Source organism: Bacillus sp. FSL W7-1085 (assembly GCF_038595035.1).
Classification (GTDB): Bacteria; Bacillota; Bacilli; order Bacillales; family Bacillaceae; genus Bacillus; species Bacillus altitudinis.
In genome coordinates this window covers 2,287,643-2,307,980 of the sequence record NZ_CP152000.1, presented here as the reverse complement: position 1 = coordinate 2,307,980, position 20,338 = coordinate 2,287,643, and the positions used below count along the sequence as shown (strand labels likewise).

Genomic DNA, 20,338 nt, shown 5'->3' with positions numbered 1-20,338 from the left:
TGCGGTTCGATTAGTAAAAATTGTTTATCATGAAATGGAGGTAGCCTGGTCAAGATAAAGTTAATATGTTGGATGTAGCGTTGCTGCTTCTAATAAAGAAAGGTGGGGTTTTTATGTTGAATTTTACATGGAACGTATTTTCACAAACAGGAAGCGTTGACACGTATCTGCTTTTCAAAGAGTTAGAAAAGGAGAACCTGGAAAGACCCGATGTACTTGAAGAAGAAATAGCACGACTTGATTTTCCAATCTTATAATTCTTGACACCCTCCAACGCTCGGAGTGTAGACAAATGCTCATTAAAAGTGAAGGAATCGTCCTTAGAACAACAGATTATGGCGAAACAAACAAAATTGTCACGCTGCTCACTAGAGAACATGGGAAAATTGGTGTGATGGCAAGGGGCGCTAAGAAATCGAACAGCCGCCTGTCAGCCATAAGCCAGCCGTTTTTATACGGAACCTTCCTGATCCAATCATCAACAGGACTTGGAACGCTCCAGCAAGGTGAAATGATGGAAAGCATGCGAACCATTCGGGAAGATTTATTTCTGACCGCATATGCCGCATATATGACAGAATTACTTGATAAAGGAACAGAAGAAAAGAAGCCAAACCCTTACTTGTTTGAACTTCTTCTTCAATCTTTACGCCATCTCAATGAAGGCACAGATGCTGATATTATTTTATTTATCGTAGAGGTTAAAATGCTGTCAGTGATGGGGTTGAAGCCTGAACTGGACCAATGTGTACACTGCGGTCAAAAAGAAGGGCAGTTCCACTTCTCAATTAGAGATAACGGATTCATCTGTAAGCAATGCTTTTCTAAAGATCCATATAAACTGCCCTTATCCCCAGCAGCAGCAAGACTGCTCCGTTTGTTTCATTATTTTGATTTATCAAGGCTTGGTCAGGTTGACGTGAAACCACAAACGAAACAAGAAATTCGTCAAGTGCTCGATCATTATTATGAAGAGTATTCAGGTCTTTATTTAAAATCAAAAAAATTCATGAATCAAATGGAATCCATGAAAAAGCTAATGGACGGTGAAAACAAAAGTTGACATCTCTCGTGACTTTTTGTAAGATCATCTAAGATCAAATATGTTGCATTGACAGAAAGAAGTACTTACGTATCAGCCATAAAAGCGACCTTAGGGCGGTGTGAGCTAAGGATGGACACGTAACGAAAGGCATTCTTGAGCAACGTAAAACAAAGCGGCTGGGTGCTACGACACCAGCAAATAGGGTGGAACCGCGGGAAAAACTCTCGTCCCTATGTTTGCAAGGAACCTTGTGAGCATAGAGACGGGAGTTTTTGTGTTTTGCAAAAAGGTTCTAGGCCCCACCGCCATACATAGCGGATGGTGTAAAAAAGATGGAGGTGCGATCATTGAATATTCAAGACATGATTTTGACACTGCAAAAGCATTGGTCAAATGAAGGCTGCGTATTAATGCAGGCATATGACACAGAAAAAGGTGCTGGAACGATGAGTCCATACACGTTCCTCAGAAGCATTGGGCCAGAGCCATGGAAGGTAGCCTATGTAGAACCTTCAAGACGCCCGGCTGACGGCAGATATGGAGAAAACCCAAACAGATTGTATCAACATCATCAATTTCAAGTGATCATTAAGCCATCACCTGACAATATTCAAGAACTGTATCTGGAATCATTGAAGGCGCTTGGCATTGACCCGCTGAAACATGATATTCGTTTTGTGGAAGACAACTGGGAGAACCCATCTCTTGGCTGCGCAGGACTTGGCTGGGAAGTTTGGCTTGATGGAATGGAAATTACGCAATTTACGTATTTCCAGCAAGTCGGCGGTTTAGAATGTAAGCCAGTTTCTGTTGAAATCACATACGGAATTGAGCGTCTTGCTTCTTACATCCAGGACAAAGAAAATGTATTTGACCTTGAATGGACAGATGGCTTTACTGTAAGAGATTTATTCTTAATGGCAGAATACGAGCATTCTGTGTATACGTTTGAAACATCTAATACGGATATGCTGTTCGATTTATTTACAACATATGAAAAAGAAGCACATAGCCAAATGGACAAAGGGCTTGTTCACCCGGCATATGATTATGTACTCAAATGTTCTCACACATTTAACCTGCTTGATGCCAAAGGCGCGATTTCTGTGACTGAGCGAACAGGTTATATCGGAAGAGTACGTCAGTTAGCGAGAAAAGTAGCCAAAACGTATTACGAAGAACGAGAAAAACTAGGATTCCCTATGCTAAAAGAGGAGGCGGCTTCTCATGAATAAACAAGATGTATTACTTGAAATCGGCTTAGAAGAGATGCCGGCTCGTTTCATGCCAGAAAGCACAAAGCAGCTAGGTGACAAAGTAAAAGCTTGGTTCGTAGCGCAAAATATTTCATTCGAAGACGTTGCTTTATTTAATTCACCAAGACGTCTAGCTGTACTCGTCAAAGGTGTTGCAGAAAAACAAGAGGACATCAAAGAAGAAGCAAAAGGACCGGCTAAAAAGATTGCTCAAGATGCTGAAGGCAATTGGACAAAAGCTGCCGAAGGTTTTGCCCGCGGACAAGGCGCTTCAACAGATGATCTGTATTTCAAAGACATCAAAGGTGTGGATTATGTCCATGTCCAAAAGTTTCAAGAAGGTAAGCAAGTCAAAGACCTTCTTCCAGCAATAGGGGACATTGCCGCTTCATTGAGTTTTCCAAAGAACATGAGATGGGGAAGCGAGGATTTACGCTATATCCGTCCAATTAAATGGATTGTTTGCTTATTTGGTCAAGAGATCATTCCTGTCGAAATTGCAGGAGTGAAAAGCGGACGGGAGACTAGAGGACATCGTTTCCTAGGGACGACAGCCAGCATTGACACACCAGCTTCTTATGAGCAAACATTAAGAGATCAATTTGTCATTGTCGATTCAGATAAAAGAAAACAATTAATTACTGAGCAATTACATGCCCTTTCTTCCGAAAAAGGCTGGGTCATTCCAGTTGATCCTGAGCTTCTAGAAGAAGTGAACGATCTCGTTGAATATCCAACCGTTCTATTTGGTTCTTTTGAAGAAGAATTTCTTGCGTTGCCGGAAGAAGTGCTTGTCACGACAATGAAAGAGCATCAGCGTTATTTCCCTGTGAAAAATGAACAAGGGGAATTACTGCCGCACTTTATTACGGTCAGAAACGGGAACAGTGAGGCACTTGAAAATGTGGCAAGAGGGAACGAAAAGGTCCTTCGTGCACGTTTATCAGATGCGGCATTTTTCTATAAAGAAGACGAAAAACTCGTCATTGAAGACAACATTCAAAAGCTTGATAAAGTCGTATTCCATGAGAAACTTGGCACGATTGGCGACAAGTTGAAAAGAGTAACAGACATTGCTGTCCGCCTTGCTAGTCATGTGGGTGCAGATGAAGAAACGTCTAAACGCGCTGCAAGAGCAGCCAGTATTTCTAAATTTGACCTTGTGACTCAGATGGTCTATGAATTCCCAGAACTGCAAGGAATCATGGGTGAAAAATATGCTAGAGCACTTGGCGAGCATGAAGAAGTGGCAAAGAGTATCAACGAGCACTATATGCCGCGTTTTGCCGGTGACGATGCGCCGTCAACACTTATTGGGGCGATTGTTGCAGTGGCGGATAAGTTAGATTCTATTTGTTCATTCTTCTCAATTGATGTCATTCCAACGGGCTCTCAAGATCCTTATGGATTAAGAAGACAAGCGAGCGGTATCGTTCAAATCCTGCTCGACCGCCAATGGAATCTTTCATTTAAAGAGCTTTTAGCACTAGCTCAAGTAGATGCAAAACATGAAGCTGCTCTCATTGAATTTTTAACACACCGTTTGAAATATGTCCTCCAAGCAGAACATATCCGTCATGACGTGGTGGAAGCAGTCCTTGATGTTGAAAATATTGAACCATATGCGGTTGTGAAAAAAGCGGCTGTTCTTGAAGAGAGCGTGAAACAGGAGAGTTTCAAAGAAACGGCTGAGGCACTAGGCCGCGTCATTTCAATCAGTAAAAAAGGGGAAGACGCACAGATTCAGCCTGAACTGTTTGAAAATGAACACGAACAAAAGCTATTTGAAGCGTATCAGCAAGCGGAAAAAGCCGTCAACGAGTATATGGCAAAAGGTCAGTACCAATCAGCACTTGAAGCGCTAGATACATTAAAAGCACCAATTGTTCATTATTTCGACCATACCATGGTTCATGCGGATGATGAAAAACTGAAACAAAATCGTTTGGCACAAATGGTCAAACTTGCAAAAGTCATTCAATCATTTGCGAATATGAACAATTTAATTGTAAAATAAATACCTAAGAACGGTTGCCTTTTTCGAAGGGCAATCGTTTTTTACTCATTTAATTCACGGTTTTTGAGTGGATTTTTGTTTCATTCGGACGAAGATGCGCTATAATATGATGAGTTATGAAATTGATATACATAAAGTAAGGATTCGCTCTCTCTATTTAAAGGTGGTGAGTACAATCGAGTTAAATAAACGGCAAGAGCAGATTTTACAGATTGTCAAAGAGAATGGTCCGATCACTGGAGAGCATATCGCCGATCGGCTGAACTTAACAAGGGCTACCCTCAGACCGGATTTAGCCATTTTAACGATGTCTGGCTTTTTAGAAGCAAGACCAAGGGTCGGCTACTTTTTTACAGGCAAAACAGGCACGCAGCTTCTGGCAGATAAGCTGAAAAAACTTCAAGTGAAAGATTTTCAGTCCATTCCGGTCGTGATACACGAGAATGTTTCGGTTTATGATGCGATTTGTACGATGTTTTTAGAGGATGTGGGCACATTATTCGTTGTGGACGATCACTCTATTTTAACAGGCGTGTTATCAAGAAAAGACCTCCTTCGAGCAAGTATTGGGAAACAAGAGCTTCCATCTATACCTGTCCATATTATTATGACAAGAATGCCGAACATTACCGTTTGCCGCAAAGAAGATTTTATTATGGATGTGGCCAAGCACTTGATTGAAAAGCAAATAGATGCACTTCCTGTTATAAAAGATACGGATAAAGGCTTTGAAGTGGTCGGCAGAATTACGAAAACAAACATGACGAAAATACTTGTTAGCTTATCAGAGAACGAAATTATCTAATTACAGAAGACTGCGAGGGGATGTTATGAGTAATCGCGTAATTTTTGTTGTATCAGATTCAGTAGGAGAAACGGCAGAGCTCGTGGTCAAAGCGGCACTTAGCCAATTTGATGGCGGCTCATCCGACCATTCAAATATTAGAAGAATCCCATATGTAGAGGATGTCGGTACGATTAAAGAAGTGATTTCATTGGCGAAAGCAGATAATGGGATCGTTTGCTTTACTCTTGTTGTGCCAGAAATGCGCCAATTCTTAATAGAAGAAGCAGAAGCGAATGGCGTCGTGTACTATGACATTATCGGTCCACTTATTGATAAAATGGAGACGGCATATGGAAATGAAGCGAAACATGAGCCAGGTCGTGTACGTCAATTAGATGAGGACTATTTTAAAAAGGTAGAAGCCATTGAGTTCGCTGTGAAATATGATGATGGCCGGGACCCAAGAGGTATTCTAAAGGCTGATATTGTGCTGATTGGTGTATCGCGTACGTCTAAGACACCACTTTCTCAATACTTAGCACATAAACGCTTGAAGGTAGCAAACGTTCCGATTGTTCCTGAAGTTGATCCGCCAGAGGAGTTATTCTCAGTTGATCCAAAAAAATGCATCGGCCTGAAAATTAGTCCAGACAAACTAAATCATATCCGTAAAGAACGTTTAAAATCACTCGGTTTAAATGACCGTGCCATTTATGCGAATATCGAGCGGATTAAAGAGGAACTAGAATATTTTGAAAAAGTGGTTGACCGCATTAACTGTCAAGTTGTTGATGTATCGAATAAAGCAGTTGAGGAGACAGCAAATGTCATTCATCAAATGCTGACCAAAAGAGGTTCCGAATAAACTCAGGATGCTCCTCCTGGGTTTTTCCTATGGTGGGAAACGGGTAAACAAAAACAATGGCATATTTGCTGCATTTGTATTATAATAAAAAATTGTGATAAAATGATTGATTTTAGGTTTAAGTTAAGTCAAGAACGAATAAACTAATATTGGCAGAAGTCAAGTGATTCTGAACATAACTTTTCGACAAAATGAGTTTTACTGTTGATTGCTTTATGGGGGAAAAGTATGGTCTTTTTGCTTCTCTAAAGCAGGAATAAGGTGGAGGGATGGAGAATTAGTCACCTGAATGAACGTAAAAAAGAAAGGACGATTTATGTCGATGCAGATGCTTGTCCTGTAAAAGACGAAATCCTTTCTGTCGCTTCTCAATTTCAAGTACCTGTGACTTTCATTGCTTCATATGAGCATTTTCAAACCAAACGATCACCACTTGAAGATTGGCGGTTTGTTGATACACATAAGGAAGCAGCAGATTTAGTCATTGCGAACTTAGCTGTCAAGCACGATATTGTTGTCACCCAGGATATTGGTCTGGCCTCCTTACTGCTTCCAAGACAAGTCATTGTTCTGTCTGAAAGAGGACGAATGTACACAAACGAAACAATTGATTTTGATTTGGAACGCAGGCATGTTTCCAGTAAACAGCGAAGAAAAGGTGTATACGGAAAAGGTCCCAAAAAGCTTTTAGAAGAGGATAAAAAGCGATTTATTGCCCAACTACAAAAAATCCTGTCGAATCATGAAGGATTTTTGAATTAAAAGGCGAATAATGTACGACGGAGTGTTATTAGGATGAGCAAACGTATACCAGATGAACTTTTGGAGCAAATCCAAAAAAACGCAGACATTGTCGAAGTGATTGGAGAATACGTACAGCTTAGAAAACAAGGTCGGAATTACTTCGGTCTTTGTCCATTCCATGGTGAAAATACTCCTTCATTCTCTGTTTCAGCAGATAAGCAAATCTTCCATTGTTTTGGCTGTGGTGCAGGAGGCAATGTATTTTCGTTCCTCAGACAAATGGAAGGCTACTCATTTATTGAAGCCGTTTCACATGTTGCTGATAAGTACCATATTGATTTGCCGGATCATGTAGCGAATGCGCAGATCAGTTCCTCACAACAAGAGGATACAGCAGATCATAAAATGATTGAGGCGCATGAGCTTCTTAAGAAATTTTACCACCATTTGCTGGTAAATACAAAGGAAGGTCAAAACGCACTCGATTATTTAAGGTCCAGGGGCTTTACGGATGAAACAATTGCCAAGTTTGAGATCGGGTATGCTCTCGACTCGTGGGATTTCGTGACCAAGTTTTTAGAAAAACGAGGGTTTGATCCTGCGATGATGGAGAAGGCTGGTCTTTTGATTCAACGAGAAAACGGCACAGGTTTTTTTGACCGCTTTAGAGATCGTGTCATGTTTCCAATACATGATCATCACGGTACGGTCGTCGCTTTTTCTGGAAGATCACTTGGTGATCAGCAGCCAAAGTATATGAATAGTCCTGAAACGCCACTTTTTCATAAAAGTAAGCTGCTTTATCACTTTCATGACGCGCGTATGCATATTAGAAAACGCGAACGTGCAGTCCTTTTCGAAGGATTTGCTGACGTCATCTCGGCTGTCACAAGTGGTGTTGGCGAAAGTGTTGCAACAATGGGTACGTCTTTAACAGAAGAGCACGTAAAGCTTCTTAGGCGGAACGTAGAAGAGATCATTTTATGTTATGACTCTGACACGGCCGGGTATGAAGCGACCATGAAAGCATCAGATTTGCTTGGAAAAAGAGGATGTAAAGTTCGCGTTGCCATGATACCAGATGGACTTGATCCAGATGATTACATTCGTAAATATGGCGGCGAGAAATTTAGGAATGACATCATAGATGCAAGTGTGACATTAATGACATTTAAGATGAATTTTTTCCGAAGAGGAAAGAATTTGTCTGACGAAGGAGACCGCCTGACTTATATGAAGCAGGTTCTCCGAGAAATTAGCCGATTAAACGGTTCCTTGGAACAAGAGATTTACATGAAGCAGCTGGCTGGGGAGTTCTCCATTTCACTTGACTCATTAAAGGAGCAATTGGAGCTTTTTGAAAAGCAGCAGAGACAAGAGGCCAAGAGCTCGCAAGAAGAAAATGGACTTGAAAAGCGGCGTGCACATCTGTCAACACAGGTAAGACGAAAACGTCTAAGGCCGGCATATGAAAACGCAGAGCGAATGCTCCTTGCACATATGTTGAAAAATGATGACGTGATCCGAAAAGTGCTTGATAGGATAGGGTTTGAATTTAATATAGATTCGCACAGAGCGCTGGCAACATACATTTATGCATTGTATGAAGAAGGCAAGGAGCCGACCCCGCAGCATCTGATGAACCGTATAGAAGATGATGTGATCAATCAGCTCCTGACGGATATATTCATGATTCAAGTTGGAGACGAACTAAGTGAAGCTGAATTAAGTGATTATGTAAAAAAAGTGTTGAATCATCGGAATTTGTCAATGATAAAGGAAAAAGAACTAGAACGTGCAGAGGCGGAGAGGCAAAAAGATTTCTTCAAAGCGGCAACACTTGCAAAAGAAATTATTCAGTTGAACCGTTCGCTGAAGTAATACGTCTACTATTTATGACAAGACTTACGGCTGGCAATGAATCCTTTAATGGGAGGAGCATAAGACCGCAAGCATCTTGCCTTCATCATTATTTATTTTTATTCCTATTTGCTCATTCTGTTTGATAGAGAGAGAAAGGCAGAGCAGAAGCAAATCGCAAGTTACTTTAGAATTCGTTGCAAGCTTTGGAAGGAGGGATCCATAATGGCTGATAAACAAGCCCACGAAACTGAAACTGAATTAACCTTTGAACAGGTGAGAGATAAGCTCACTGAAACGGGTAAAAAACGGGGCGTTTTAACATACGAAGAAATTGCAGAGCGTATGTCTAGCTTTGAAATTGAATCAGACCAGATGGATGAATACTATGAATACTTAGGCGAACAGGGTGTAGAACTCATCAGTGAAAATGAAGAGACTGAAGACCCAAATGTTCAGCAGCTGGCTAAGGCAGAAGAGGAATTTGACCTGAATGATTTAAGCGTACCACCAGGTGTCAAAATTAATGATCCTGTTCGTATGTACTTAAAAGAGATCGGGCGCGTCAATTTGCTATCTGCTAAAGAAGAGATTACGTATGCTCAAAAGATTGAAGAAGGCGATGAGGAATCAAAAAGAAGATTAGCGGAAGCGAACCTTCGTCTCGTTGTCAGCATTGCGAAACGTTATGTTGGTCGTGGTATGCTGTTTCTTGACTTGATTCAAGAAGGAAACATGGGGCTCATGAAGGCGGTTGAGAAGTTTGATTACCGCAAAGGATACAAATTCTCAACATATGCGACTTGGTGGATTAGACAGGCGATCACACGTGCGATTGCCGATCAGGCGAGAACAATCCGGATCCCGGTTCATATGGTGGAAACCATTAATAAATTAATCCGTGTTCAAAGACAGCTTCTACAAGATCTAGGTAGAGAACCAACGCCAGAAGAAATTGCGGAAGACATGGATTTAACACCAGAGAAAGTAAGAGAAATTCTTAAAATTGCGCAAGAGCCAGTATCTTTAGAAACACCTATTGGTGAGGAAGATGACTCGCATCTTGGTGATTTTATCGAAGACCAAGAGGCGACTTCTCCATCAGACCATGCTGCCTATGAGCTCTTAAAAGAGCAGCTTGAAGATGTATTAGATACGCTAACGGACCGTGAAGAAAATGTGCTGAGACTGCGTTTCGGACTAGATGACGGAAGAACACGCACATTAGAAGAGGTAGGAAAGGTGTTTGGCGTAACAAGAGAGCGTATTCGCCAAATTGAAGCGAAAGCTCTTCGTAAATTAAGACACCCAAGCAGAAGTAAACGATTAAAAGACTTCTTAGAATAGAAACCGGACGGATCTTGAGAGAGATCCGTTCTTTCTTCATCAAAATGAAAACGCTTTTTTGATCTGATTATATTTTACTGAATAACAAATGAATTTGCAACGTTCTTAGAGAAAAGATGTATAAAAAATACATCTAAATGTGCTGAAGGCTTCTTTTCTCATTTTGAATCATTTTTGTCTAATCTGTGAACTTGACCAAAGTTTTGTATCATAATTCGTTTACTTTTTGTAAAATTAAAGTAGAATTAGAATTGTTTGCATAGTCTCAAAGGGGTTTTTCACAAAGGGGAGGATGAAAGAAATGAAACGGAATCCACTTATACCATTCTTATTGATTGCCATTTTAGGTATTGGACTCACTTTTTTCTTATCAATGAAGGGGCTGAAAGATGAAGACAAAATTGCCTCTGGGGGCAAAGAGCAAAAGCAAGAAGAGACCGCAAATGCGACGCCGGAAGAATTGTATAAGCAGAACTGTATTAGCTGTCATGGGGAAAACTACGAAGGTGGCGCTGGTCCTGCATTAAAAGGTGTTGGCGACAAGCTTGAAGTAGCAGACATCAAGAAGAAAATTCAAGAAGGCGGAAATGGGATGCCGGGCGGGCTAATTCCGAATGAAAAGCTCGATGAAATGTCAGAATGGGTATCCAAAATTAAATAATAAAGCGCAAAAAGCTCTTTTTCATCAGAAGAGCTTTTTTCATTTGAAAACGACTTTTAAAAAGTCCATAATTTATATAAGATAGACAAGTATGAACATTAAAGAAAAGTAGTGATATGGATGAATGAAATGAATTTGTCAAAACGATTAAAAAGAGTCGCAGACTTTTTACCAAAAGAGGCGGTCTTTGCTGATATCGGCTCAGATCATGCCTATTTGCCATGTTATGCGATATTACATCATAAAGCATTGAAAGCCATTGCTGGTGAAATTACTGATGGACCGCTTCAATCTGCGAAGCAGCAAGTACATAGGCTTGAATTAGATGAGCAGATTTCAGTCAGAAAAGGCAATGGCCTTGAAGTGATTGAAAAAGGCGAGGTGAATGCTGTCACAATTGCAGGAATGGGCGGAGCACTCATTGCAAGCATTCTAAATGAAGGTAAACACAAGCTCACAGGGCAGGAGCGGCTTATTCTTCAGCCTAATATTCATGCCCACCATATTCGTTTATGGCTCTATCAAGAGGGGTATGAACTGATGGATGAAGTGATTTTAGAAGAAGATGGCAAAATATACGAAATCATCATTGCCGAAACTGGCGACAAAGATAAAGCCTATGAAGGCATGTCGATTGAAACAGGCATGCTCGTTGGTCCGTTTCTTGCCAAAGAGCAAAATGATGTCTTCCGGCGCAAATGGATGAATGAGCTTCAGCACATGGAGCATATAGAAGGCCAGATTCAACAAGCAGCGTCGACGGAAGAGAACAAAGAACGTCTGAAAGAGCTGAATGCGAAAATAAAAATTCTAAAGGAGGTTTTGACTGTTGGCTAAAACAGTGAACGGGCATGAAATCATCCAATTATTTGAGCAATTTTCACCAAAGGCATATGCGGTGGAAGGTGATAAAATCGGGCTCCAGATTGGAACGCTGAATAAAAAAGTGACCAATGTCATGATCACCTTAGATGTATTAGAAAATGTGGTAGATGAGGCAATTGAGCGGAAGGTGGATCTCATTATTGCCCACCATCCGCCAATTTTCCGTCCATTAAAACATGTGGCGACAGATCAGCCGGCAGGACGGATCATTGAGAAATGCATCAAACATGATATTGCGGTGTATGTAGCACATACAAACCTGGATGTGGCTGATGGAGGAGTCAATGACTTGCTTGCAGAGGCTTTAGAGCTCGGGGAAACAAAAGTGCTAGTTCCAACATACGAAGATCCAATTAAGCAGCTAGCATTGTATGTCCCCGTGGAATTTGAAGAGGCCATCAGGACGGCTTTAGGAAATGCGGGAGCTGGCCATATTGGCAACTACAGTCATTGCGCTTTTTCAAATGAAGGGACAGGCAGTTTTCTGCCATCAGAAGAAGCTGTGCCATTTATTGGTGAGACGGGTAAATTGGAATTTGTGAAAGAAGTACGAATCGAAACCATTTTCCCAGCAAGTATTGAAAAACAAGTGATTCGTGAAATGATCAAAGCACACCCTTATGAAGAAGTGGCTTACAGTGTACACACGACAGATCTTCCTCCTATTCAAAAAGGCCTTGGCCGTATTGGTGAATTAAAAGAACCTATGACACTTAAAGACTTCACTCAATTTGTGAAAACGAAGTTAGATGTGAATGGAGCGCGTTTTGTAGGAGATCAGGAAGCGGTCGTGAAAAAAGTAGCTGTGCTTGGAGGAGACGGAAATAAATATATCCATCAAGCGAAAAGAATGGGTGCAGATGTGTATGTGACTGGCGACCTTTATTTCCATGTCGCTCACGATGCCATGATGCTCGGACTGAATGTAGTGGACCCAGGTCATTACGCAGAAAAGATCATGAAAGAGGGCGTGAAGACAAAGCTAGAATCACTATGTACAGATAAAAAATATGATGTGCAGTTCTTTGTATCAGAATCAAACACAAACCCGTTTCAATTTGTGTAAACAAAAACGTCAGAGCATAGCAGCTCTGACGTTTTTTTATTTCTTTGTTTTCACGCGAGGTAATATCTTAGAAAGAGGAACCGTCCGTTCAATTTTCCATGTCGATTCATCATCAGGTTCGTAGTTTTCTAAGAAACGAATGACTTCTTTTGTAATAGGTGTTGGTGTGGAAGCACCTGCAGTAACGGCAACTGTTTTTACCCCTTGGAGCCATTCAAGCTTTAACTCACTGAGATCACCAATTCGGTAAGCCTGCGTTCCTGCAATCTCCATTGACACTTGCGCCAGACGATTTGAGTTATTGCTTTTTGGATCGCCGACCACAATGGTCAGATCGGCTTGGCCTGCTTGCTGTGACACAGCTTCCTGACGTACCTGTGTCGCAAGGCAGATTTCTTGATGGTACTCGACGTGAGGATATTTTTCTTTAATGAGCTCCATCAGATCATGAACATCCCACTGAGACATTGTCGTCTGATTGGTGATGAGCAGTTTATCTGACGTTAAATCGAGCGCTTTAATATCAGCTTCTGTTTCGACAAGGTGGACTTTGTCAGGTGCAACACCGACGGCTCCTTCTGGCTCAGGGTGACCCTTTTTCCCGATATAAATAATGTCATATCCATCAGCTGTTTTTTCTGAAATGAGTTCATGTGTTTTCGTGACATCTGGACAGGTCGCATCAATGGCGACAAGGCCCTTTTCTTCTGCAATTTGACGGACTTCAGGAGATACGCCGTGAGCGGTGAAAATCACTGTGCCACTTTCAACCTGTTTTAAAATATCCAGACGGTTTGGTCCGTCCAGTGTGTAAATTCCATCTTCTTCGAAGGCATCTGTGACATGTTTGTTGTGCACAATCATACCTAATATATAAATTGGGCGTGGCAAGTTTTTATCAAGTGCGGCATTTTTAGCAATGACCATTGCATCTACAACGCCATAGCAATAGCCACGCGGCGAAATTTTAATTACATTCATTTATTCGTCCTCCTGTAGGGAAGTGCTGCTAGAGAAGAACAATATAAAAAGCCGTGAAAAACGGCTTTTGATCATTCTCTTCCTTCATTATAGCCAAAGTAAGCGCATATATCAAAGATTGTTATACATGGGAAACACTTCGCCTTTAAAAGATCACTAGACATATAGTTTCGGAATGGAACTGCCCGATCTTTTTTTCGGTTTTGCTTCAGGAGCAGCTGATGTGTGTACAGTCCCTTTTTTGACAAGGATGTCCTCTGGTTCTTCTTCTTTTCCTTCTTCTATTTCATCATCAACTGGTTCGTGCGGAACGTCTGTTTCTGCAGTGATTTCTTTTGGTTCTTCGTCTGTATCATTCGTATTTGTTTCATCATCATCCGCACTGCCAAGCTGGCTATAGAGTTTAATCATAGCAGGCAAATTTCTGACTAAAGGACCGTATTGCTGAATCATAGGCGTGAATTGCTGCGCCATTCCGAGTACTTTTTGAACATTTCCTAACATGCTTGAAAGGTTCGCAGGGTTTGCGAAGCTCTGGATTCCTTGTAATCCCGCACCACCTCCAGCTCCAGAGATCCCTGCTCCTCCAGCTCCAGGAAGAAACTTTGCCAGCATGCCCTTAATTCCGGCTCCGCCGCCTAGTGCACGGCTTTCGCCTCCAGGAATGCCACCAATCCCGCGTAGACCGCCGCCTTGTACAGACGGAGAGCGAGGCATCATTTGTTGAAATTGGTTGCCTTGCCCTTGAAAAGGCTGTTCGATCGGAGCCTGCTGTCTCCGTTGAAAAATTCCGGGCTGTCCGCCATTTCCAAGGTGCCGGCGTGAGGGGCGATGCGGCTGAAAATCGCCCATAGGCCTTTGCCCTAACATACTTGTACCTCCCTTACTGCATTCTCTTTCTCTTCATAGGTTATGCAGGGAAGTATCATTTGGTTTCCTGTGAGAAAAGCGGACATGGTTTTTTTGCTGAAAATCAGCTATAATGAAGAGATGAGCAAAAAGGCATTGCCTTAAGGAGTGAAAACATGAAAGAAACGAAATTTACGACATATGAATTAAAGTCTTTTATTATAGATGCTATTCATGAACTGGGTTTTTATGAGCCGACTGATATTCAAAAAAGAATCATACCTGCTGTTTTAAAAGGTGAAAGCGTGATTGGACAGTCTCAAACAGGGACAGGGAAAACCCATGCGTATTTATTGCCGCTTATTCATTCAATTGATCCAAGCAAAGAGCAAGTACAAGTGGTCATTACTGCACCAACACGAGAATTAGCGAATCAAATTTTTAAAGAAGCACAAACGATCTTAAAAAATACGCCTCCAGAAGAAGAAATCAAGGCAAAGCTTTACATTGGCGGAACGGACAAGCAGAAATCCATTCAAAAGTTAAAGAATCAGCCGCACTTAGTGGTTGGCACTCCTGGACGTATTGCTGATCTTATTCATGAGCAAGCGCTGAATGTGTATAAAGCGACATCTCTTGTCATTGATGAAGCAGATCTTATGCTGGATATGGGCTTTTTAGAAGATGTGGATCGTATTGGTTCACAAATGCCAGAACAGTTGCAAATGCTCGTGTTCTCAGCAACTATTCCCGAAAAATTAAAACCTTTCCTCAAAAAATATATGGATAATCCGAAATATGCACATGTTGAACCGAAACGCATTACGGCTGAAAACATTCAGCATATTTTAGTTCCATCTAAACAACGAGATAAATTAAAATTACTTCATGAAATGGTGACGAATGTACAGCCTTATTTAGGGATCATCTTTGCCAATACGAAATCAACTGTTGATGAAATTGCCTCATTCCTACAGGAAAAAGGAATGAAAATTGGGGTACTTCATGGTGGTTTAACGCCTCGTGAACGTAAAAAAGTGATGAAACAAATTGAAGATTTGGAGTTCACATATATTGTGGCATCTGATCTTGCTGCCCGCGGGATTGATATTAAGGGCGTCAGCCACGTGATTAACTATGAGCTCCCATCCGATCTTGATTTTTATGTTCATCGTGTGGGAAGAACGGCTCGCGCTGGTTCATCTGGCATTGCGATGACCATTTATGATCTTGCTGATGAGGATGCACTCGTTCAAATTGAAAAAATGGGTGTTGTGTTTGAAAACAAAACGATTGTTCATGGCGAATGGCGAGATGCAGATGATCGTTTGAAGCGTCAAAGACGTAAAAAAGCACCAAATGAAATTGAAGAAAAAGCAAAACGTCTTGTCAGAAAACCGAAAGCCGTCAAACCTGGATATAAAAAGAAAATGACACGTGAGATGGATAAGATCAAAAGACAAGAACGTAGAAAGTCAAAGCGTAACGGAAAGTAGGGGGACACATTGTTGAAGATTGGATCACATGTATCCATGAGCGGAAAACATATGCTACTTGCAGCGAGTGAGGAAGCTGCCTCTTATGGTTCAAATACTTTTATGATTTATACAGGTGCACCGCAAAATACGCGCCGTAAAAAAATTGAAGATCTCAATATTGAAGCTGGACAAGCGCATATGAAAGAGCATGGTATGACAGATATCGTCGTTCATGCACCGTATATTATCAATATTGGGAACACAGTGAATCCAGCGACATTTGAGCTTGGAGTGGACTTCCTTCGCTCTGAGATAGAGCGTACAGAAGCGCTAGGTGCAAGACAAATTGTTCTTCATCCGGGTGCGCATGTTGGAGCAGGTGCAGATGCTGGAATTCAAAAAATCATTGAAGGTCTCAATGAAGTCATTGTGAAGGGGCAGGAGGTTCAAATTGCGCTGGAAACAATGGCAGGAAAAGGATCAGAGTGCGGAAGAAGCTTTGAAGAGCTTGCCCAAATTATTGACGGTGTGACACATAACGAAGCACTTTCTGTTTGCTTTGATACGTGTCACACGCACGATGCAGGTTATCCCATTGTGAGTGATTTTGATGGAGTATTAGAAGAATTTGATCGAATTGTCGGGATCGACCGAATCAAAGTTCTTCATATTAATGATAGTAAAAATGTACAAGGCGCAAGAAAAGACCGACATGAAAATATCGGTTTTGGAGAAATTGGTTTTGATGCCCTGAGCTATATCGTTCATCATCCACAGCTTCAAGATGTGCCGAAGATTCTAGAAACGCCTTATGTAGGTGAAGATAAAAAGAACAAGAAACCACCTTATAAATTCGAAATTGCGATGCTGAAAGAAAAGCAATTTGATGAAGGTTTACTAGATAAGATTACGGGTCAATAAAAAGTGCATGCAATGTGATGAGGTGCCGCTAAATGCGGCCCTTTTTTGCCTAATTTGTGAATTGATTAAACAGATCATTGACGGTCTGTGCTGTCTGTTTAGACGTAATCGCTTCCACTTGCTTAAGCAGCCGGTTGCGCTCTGCATCATTAAAAATATTAACGTTTTTCCCATTCATGAGTTTGGCGACCTCTGCAGCCTGATTGGATGTTAAGCTGACCCCATACTGTTTTGCATACCTTAACAAGTCATTTGCTGTGATCTGATTCAGACGCTGCAACACAATTTTTTGAATTAAAATCAATTCCATTCCTCCCCTCTGTATCAATGTATGGGCGAAAACGGAAAATGTGCAAAAAATTTTATTTTACTCTGTGAAATGATAAAATAGTAAAGTGAATAAAATGTTCATTGAAAACTAAACATGTGTAGAAGGGAGAACGTATGGCAAATAGTAAACAGCATAAAAAGGAATCAGTGCCTCATTTTATTTTGAGAATTTTTCTGATTCTAGTAGGAGCTGCATGTGCAGCAGTCAGCATTGAATTATTTTTAGTGCCAAACAATATTATTGATGGAGGCATCATCGGTATTTCGCTTATTTTGGATTATCTTTTTACGGATAACCCATTCATTAATTTTGCGACGATTGTTGTCATTTTAAATATTCCATTTATGATATCAGGATACAAACATATTGGGAAAACCTTCTTGATTTCCACTGTGATTGGGATTGTCAGCTTGGCCGTGATTGAATCTTCACTTCATCATGTAGAAGCATTTACGACGCAGCCGATTTTAGCTACTGTATTTGGAGGGCTGTTACTCGGGTTTGGCGTTGGGCTTGTGATACGGAATGGAGGCTCAATGGACGGAACGGAAATCTTAGGAATTCTTCTGACCAAAAAAATTCCTTTCTCCGTCGGTGAGTTTGTCATGATCGTCAATGTGTTCATTTTTATTTGGGCGGGCTTTGTCTTCGGGCCGGAGCAAGCTATGTATTCTGTCATGACATATTATTTGGCAATGAAAACAATTGATGCTGTCATTCAAGGACTAGATGAAACAAAAGCTGTTATTATCGTTTCGGATTATTATGATGAAATTTCAGATGCGATCCTTCATCGTCTCGGCAGGGGAACCACCAAACTTAGAGGAAAAGGCGGCTATACCGATGAAGAAAAAGATGTCATTTACGCCGTCGTGACAAGACTTGAAATTACGAAGCTGAAATCTATCGTGTTTGAAATTGATGGTCAAGCCTTTATTACGATTATGGATACGCATGAAACAAAAGGCGGTAAATTCAAAACAGCCATTCATTAGCTTTTATTTTACTTTTTTATCTTTCTTTTATATAATGAAATGTATGTATGGACAAAGAAAATGGCTTTTGCCATTTTCTTTTTGTTGTATAAATCGTAATCATTCTTTTTATATTGGATTAAAGGTGGAAAGATTTATGGCAAAGCCAATTATTGAAATGAAGGACATTTCGTATTCATATGGACAGCGAAATGTCATCGATCACATTCATTTAACGGTAGAGGAAGGAAACTTTCTAGCACTTGTTGGACCGAATGGATCTGGTAAAACAACCTTATTAAAATGCCTGCTTGGCTTGATTAAACCCCAGCAGGGAGAATTGAAGCTGTTTGGCACACCTGCTCAAAAATTTAAAGACTGGGATCAAATTGGATTTGTATCTCAAAAAGCGAATAGCTTTAATACAGGGTTTCCTGCTTCTGTATACGAGGTCGTGGCAAGTGGTTTAACGGCGAAGATTGGTTTATTCAAACGCATGAGTAAGCAGGATAAGCTTCAAGTAGATGAGGCGATCCGCTCAGTTGGCATACAAGACTTAAAACATCAAAACATTGGTGAGCTTTCAGGCGGTCAGCAGCAGCGTACATTTATTGCCCGTGCACTCGTCAGTCAGCCGAAGCTGCTTATTTTAGATGAGCCGACTGTGGGTGTAGACCAAAGAACAGTAGAGGGCTTTTATCAGCTGTTAGAAACATTGAACAAAGAAAAAGGAATGTCTTTAATTCTCGTTACACATGATGTAGGAACCGTTTCTGACAAAGTCACGCATGTGGCTTGTTTAAATCAGACACTTCATTTTCATGGAGATGCGGAAACGTTTGATTCGATGGATGATCAGGCGCTTTCTCAGTTTTACGGGCATGACATTCAAGTGATTCATCACGATCATCACCATCATGGGGGACATGAATAATGCTATTTCCATTTTTTCATTATGAATTTTTACAAAATGCGTTTATCGCAGGTATGCTGATCGGCTTTATTGCGCCCTTACTTGGTGTATTTATTGTTGTGAGAAGGCTCTCTCTCATCGCAGATGCGCTTAGTCACGTGTCACTTGCTGGGATAGCGGCAAGTTTATTCCTTGATAAAAAGTTTGGACTTTTGACAGGGGTTAGCCCGCTTTACTTAGGAATGGCTTTTTCTGTGGCTGGCTCATTGTTTATTGAACGTCTGCGCTCTGTGTATAAACATTATCAGGAGCTGGCGATTCCCATTATTTTATCGGGTGGTATTGGGATCTCTGTTATTTTCATTTCACTTGCAAATGGTTTTAATACAGATTTGTTCAGTTATTTGTTCGGAAGTGTCAGTGCGGTTTCAAGGCTCGATCTTTGGATTATTGTTGGGATCTCACTTGTCGTTGTATTAGTGGTTGTGCTCTTGTATAAAGAATTGTTTTTGCTTTCTTTTGATGAAGAACATGCGAAGGCTTCTGGTATTTCAGCTAAGTGGATTCATTTTATTTTTATTTTAGTTGTTGCACTTGTCATCGCAGCATCGATGCGTATTGTCGGTACACTCCTAGTGTCCGCACTCATGACACTGCCAGTTGCGGCAAGTATTCGGATTGCCAAAGGGTTTAAACAGGCGATTTTCCTTTCCATCTTATTTGGGGAATTGTCTGTTATGGTCGGCTTGATTTTAAGTTATTATCTTGATTTAGCGCCGGGTGGAACCATTGTGATGCTGTCTATCTTGATTTTAATCGGGTGTATTAGTATTGGGAAATTCAGAAGGGGGAATCATCATGAACGTACAAGAAGCGCTTGATTTATTAAAGGAAAAAGGCTATAAATATACAAGCAAACGTGAAGATATGCTTCAATTGTTTTCTGATTCTGATAAATACTTGACCGCTAAAAATGTATTAACAGCATTAAGTGAAGATTACCCAGGGCTTAGTTTTGATACGATTTATCGAAACCTGTCTTTATATGAAGATCTTGGGATATTAGAGACAACGGAATTATCAGGGGAGAAACTGTTCCGTTTTAAATGTTCGTTTTCCCACCATCATCATCACTTTATTTGTTTGACGTGTGGTAAAACAAAGGAAATTGACGCTTGCCCTATGGACAAGCTTGATGCTGATCTAGAGGATTATCACATTAGCGGACATAAATTTGAAATTTACGGAACGTGTCCTTCTTGCGAACCGAAAGAAGTTCATTCATGAAAGAAGCCAGCCGATGGGCTGGCTTTTTGTTTTGTGATCTTGAAAACGTTTTACAAAGGATAGCTGTTTCA

At 40.9% G+C, this 20,338-nt stretch carries 21 protein-coding genes; 18 read left to right on the top strand and 3 right to left on the bottom strand.

Translation table 11 applies throughout. The features are described 5' to 3' along the window. Window positions 1-113: 113 nt before the first annotated feature. The 12 genes from MKY11_RS11875 (at window position 114) to MKY11_RS11820 (ending at window position 12,533) form a co-directional block, all read left to right on the top strand. Window positions 114-257 (top strand): YqzL family protein, encoded by a 144-nt coding sequence (locus MKY11_RS11875; protein WP_008342408.1) that lies wholly within the window; start codon window positions 114-116, stop codon window positions 255-257. Between the two features lie 35 nt (window positions 258-292). Next, window positions 293-1,063, top strand: coding sequence for a DNA repair protein RecO (gene recO / locus MKY11_RS11870; RefSeq protein ID WP_008342406.1), 771 nt, complete (start codon window positions 293-295; stop codon window positions 1,061-1,063). Between the two features lie 329 nt (window positions 1,064-1,392). Continuing rightward, entirely contained in the window at window positions 1,393-2,280 is an 888-nt protein-coding gene (gene glyQ, locus MKY11_RS11865; RefSeq protein ID WP_003217487.1) for a glycine--tRNA ligase subunit alpha, read from the top strand. Then, window positions 2,273-4,318 (top strand): glycine--tRNA ligase subunit beta, encoded by a 2,046-nt coding sequence (glyS, locus tag MKY11_RS11860; RefSeq protein ID WP_144668059.1) that lies wholly within the window; start codon window positions 2,273-2,275, stop codon window positions 4,316-4,318. The genes glyQ and glyS overlap by 8 nt, the downstream gene beginning before the upstream one ends. 166 nt (window positions 4,319-4,484) lie before the next feature. Next, window positions 4,485-5,123, top strand: a complete 639-nt coding sequence (locus MKY11_RS11855) for a helix-turn-helix transcriptional regulator (protein ID WP_024423017.1) — start codon at window positions 4,485-4,487, stop codon at window positions 5,121-5,123. 25 nt (window positions 5,124-5,148) lie between these two features. Then, window positions 5,149-5,970, top strand: a complete 822-nt coding sequence (locus tag MKY11_RS11850; RefSeq protein ID WP_008342399.1) for a pyruvate, water dikinase regulatory protein — start codon at window positions 5,149-5,151, stop codon at window positions 5,968-5,970. Window positions 5,971-6,231: 261 nt separating this feature from the next. Then, window positions 6,232-6,732: a YaiI/YqxD family protein gene (locus MKY11_RS11845; protein WP_008342395.1), complete on the top strand. Its 501-nt coding sequence runs from the start codon at window positions 6,232-6,234 to the stop codon at window positions 6,730-6,732. Window positions 6,733-6,765: 33 nt separating this feature from the next. Next, complete coding sequence (dnaG, locus tag MKY11_RS11840; RefSeq protein ID WP_008342393.1) at window positions 6,766-8,595, top strand: DNA primase; 1,830 nt, start codon at window positions 6,766-6,768, stop codon at window positions 8,593-8,595. 204 nt (window positions 8,596-8,799) lie between these two features. Next, a complete protein-coding gene (gene rpoD, locus MKY11_RS11835; protein ID WP_008342392.1) occupies window positions 8,800-9,921 on the top strand; it encodes an RNA polymerase sigma factor RpoD in 1,122 nt (373 codons plus the stop codon). Window positions 9,922-10,222: 301 nt separating this feature from the next. Further along, window positions 10,223-10,582 (top strand): cytochrome c550, encoded by a 360-nt coding sequence (gene cccA, locus MKY11_RS11830; protein ID WP_008342390.1) that lies wholly within the window; start codon window positions 10,223-10,225, stop codon window positions 10,580-10,582. Between the two features lie 120 nt (window positions 10,583-10,702). Then, on the top strand, window positions 10,703-11,419 hold the full coding sequence (locus tag MKY11_RS11825) for a tRNA (adenine(22)-N(1))-methyltransferase TrmK (protein ID WP_178896842.1): 717 nt from the start codon (window positions 10,703-10,705) through the stop codon (window positions 11,417-11,419). Further along, window positions 11,412-12,533, top strand: a complete 1,122-nt coding sequence (locus MKY11_RS11820; RefSeq protein WP_048001530.1) for a Nif3-like dinuclear metal center hexameric protein — start codon at window positions 11,412-11,414, stop codon at window positions 12,531-12,533. The genes MKY11_RS11825 and MKY11_RS11820 overlap by 8 nt, the downstream gene beginning before the upstream one ends. Before the next feature lie 36 nt (window positions 12,534-12,569). On the opposite strand, the gene MKY11_RS11815 is transcribed toward MKY11_RS11820, so the two are convergent. Together MKY11_RS11815 and vrrA are read right to left on the bottom strand one after the other, a co-directional pair. Next, window positions 12,570-13,514, bottom strand: a complete 945-nt coding sequence (locus MKY11_RS11815; protein WP_007501283.1) for a 4-hydroxy-3-methylbut-2-enyl diphosphate reductase — start codon at window positions 13,512-13,514, stop codon at window positions 12,570-12,572. A 156-nt stretch (window positions 13,515-13,670) separates the two neighbouring features. Continuing rightward, a complete protein-coding gene (gene vrrA, locus MKY11_RS11810) occupies window positions 13,671-14,384 on the bottom strand; it encodes a VrrA/YqfQ family protein (protein WP_342501429.1) in 714 nt (237 codons plus the stop codon). Window positions 14,385-14,539: 155 nt separating this feature from the next. Here vrrA and MKY11_RS11805 point away from each other — a divergent pair, with 155 nt between their 5' ends. After that, complete coding sequence (locus tag MKY11_RS11805; protein ID WP_024718822.1) at window positions 14,540-15,859, top strand: DEAD/DEAH box helicase; 1,320 nt, start codon at window positions 14,540-14,542, stop codon at window positions 15,857-15,859. Between the two features lie 9 nt (window positions 15,860-15,868). Continuing rightward, window positions 15,869-16,762 carry a deoxyribonuclease IV gene (locus MKY11_RS11800; protein WP_017358005.1) on the top strand — a complete coding sequence of 298 codons (894 nt, stop codon included), beginning with the start codon at window positions 15,869-15,871 and terminating at the stop codon, window positions 16,760-16,762. Between the two features lie 49 nt (window positions 16,763-16,811). On the opposite strand, the gene MKY11_RS11795 is transcribed toward MKY11_RS11800, so the two are convergent. Continuing rightward, window positions 16,812-17,066 (bottom strand): DUF2624 domain-containing protein, encoded by a 255-nt coding sequence (locus MKY11_RS11795; RefSeq protein ID WP_008342377.1) that lies wholly within the window; start codon window positions 17,064-17,066, stop codon window positions 16,812-16,814. Window positions 17,067-17,206: 140 nt separating this feature from the next. On the opposite strand from MKY11_RS11795, the gene MKY11_RS11790 reads away from it, so the two are divergent. From MKY11_RS11790 to MKY11_RS11775, 4 genes are all read left to right on the top strand, one after another. After that, complete coding sequence (locus tag MKY11_RS11790) at window positions 17,207-18,088, top strand: YitT family protein (protein WP_007501276.1); 882 nt, start codon at window positions 17,207-17,209, stop codon at window positions 18,086-18,088. A gap of 136 nt (window positions 18,089-18,224) precedes the next feature. Then, window positions 18,225-19,001 carry an ABC transporter ATP-binding protein gene (locus MKY11_RS11785; RefSeq protein ID WP_008342368.1) on the top strand — a complete coding sequence of 259 codons (777 nt, stop codon included), beginning with the start codon at window positions 18,225-18,227 and terminating at the stop codon, window positions 18,999-19,001. Further along, entirely contained in the window at window positions 19,001-19,861 is an 861-nt protein-coding gene (locus tag MKY11_RS11780) for a metal ABC transporter permease (protein WP_007501274.1), read from the top strand. The genes MKY11_RS11785 and MKY11_RS11780 overlap by 1 nt, the downstream gene beginning before the upstream one ends. After that, on the top strand, window positions 19,839-20,267 hold the full coding sequence (locus MKY11_RS11775) for a Fur family transcriptional regulator (RefSeq protein ID WP_003217433.1): 429 nt from the start codon (window positions 19,839-19,841) through the stop codon (window positions 20,265-20,267). Before MKY11_RS11780 ends, MKY11_RS11775 begins: the two co-directional genes overlap by 23 nt. Window positions 20,268-20,338: the final 71 nt, after the last annotated feature.

Bases quoted from the DNA above. Each gene is read 5' to 3' on its own strand.
- MKY11_RS11775 (WP_003217433.1), top strand. From the start codon at position 19,839: ATGAACGTACAAGAAGCGCTTGATTTATTAAAGGAAAAAGGCTATAAA.
- recO (WP_008342406.1), top strand. From the start codon at position 293: ATGCTCATTAAAAGTGAAGGAATCGTCCTTAGAACAACAGATTATGGC.
- MKY11_RS11785 (WP_008342368.1), top strand. From the start codon at position 18,225: ATGGCAAAGCCAATTATTGAAATGAAGGACATTTCGTATTCATATGGA.
- MKY11_RS11805 (WP_024718822.1), top strand. From the start codon at position 14,540: ATGAAAGAAACGAAATTTACGACATATGAATTAAAGTCTTTTATTATA.
- MKY11_RS11875 (WP_008342408.1), top strand. From the start codon at position 114: ATGTTGAATTTTACATGGAACGTATTTTCACAAACAGGAAGCGTTGAC.
- rpoD (WP_008342392.1), top strand. From the start codon at position 8,800: ATGGCTGATAAACAAGCCCACGAAACTGAAACTGAATTAACCTTTGAA.
- dnaG (WP_008342393.1), top strand. From the start codon at position 6,766: ATGAGCAAACGTATACCAGATGAACTTTTGGAGCAAATCCAAAAAAAC.
- vrrA (WP_342501429.1), bottom strand. From the start codon at position 14,384: ATGTTAGGGCAAAGGCCTATGGGCGATTTTCAGCCGCATCGCCCCTCA.
- MKY11_RS11850 (WP_008342399.1), top strand. From the start codon at position 5,149: ATGAGTAATCGCGTAATTTTTGTTGTATCAGATTCAGTAGGAGAAACG.
- cccA (WP_008342390.1), top strand. From the start codon at position 10,223: ATGAAACGGAATCCACTTATACCATTCTTATTGATTGCCATTTTAGGT.
- MKY11_RS11815 (WP_007501283.1), bottom strand. From the start codon at position 13,514: ATGAATGTAATTAAAATTTCGCCGCGTGGCTATTGCTATGGCGTTGTA.
- MKY11_RS11825 (WP_178896842.1), top strand. From the start codon at position 10,703: ATGAATGAAATGAATTTGTCAAAACGATTAAAAAGAGTCGCAGACTTT.
- MKY11_RS11780 (WP_007501274.1), top strand. From the start codon at position 19,001: ATGCTATTTCCATTTTTTCATTATGAATTTTTACAAAATGCGTTTATC.
- glyS (WP_144668059.1), top strand. From the start codon at position 2,273: ATGAATAAACAAGATGTATTACTTGAAATCGGCTTAGAAGAGATGCCG.
- MKY11_RS11790 (WP_007501276.1), top strand. From the start codon at position 17,207: ATGGCAAATAGTAAACAGCATAAAAAGGAATCAGTGCCTCATTTTATT.